Origin of the sequence: Aedoeadaptatus nemausensis (assembly GCF_903819165.1) — a bacterium.
GTDB lineage: Bacteria > Bacillota > Clostridia > Tissierellales > Peptoniphilaceae > Aedoeadaptatus > Aedoeadaptatus nemausensis.
Genome location: NZ_CAIJCS010000049.1, coordinates 1 through 211 on the forward strand (window position 1 = coordinate 1; position 211 = coordinate 211).

1 protein-coding gene is annotated in these 211 nt (G+C 49.8%); it reads left to right on the top strand.

Annotated elements, in window-relative coordinates; all coding sequences use genetic code 11:
• Positions 1-211: helix-turn-helix domain-containing protein (locus PEPTYR26121_RS08690; protein ID WP_180501033.1), on the top strand; the 211-nt coding region annotated here is incomplete at both ends.

The window sequence follows — 211 nt, forward strand, 5'->3', positions numbered from 1 at the left end:
ACGCTACGAAACGAGCGAATGCAGTTACCGACAATTGGCCCTCGAACTCGGTTTAACGAATCCATCCATGATCGTTAACTGGCGCAGGAAATACCGAGAGGAGGGTCTTGAAGGTCTGCGACCACATAAGCGAGGGAGACCTGTGACGAAGAATAAAGATCGCAAACAGACCAGAAAACCCTTAAACGAGAGCGAACCTCTTGATGCATCC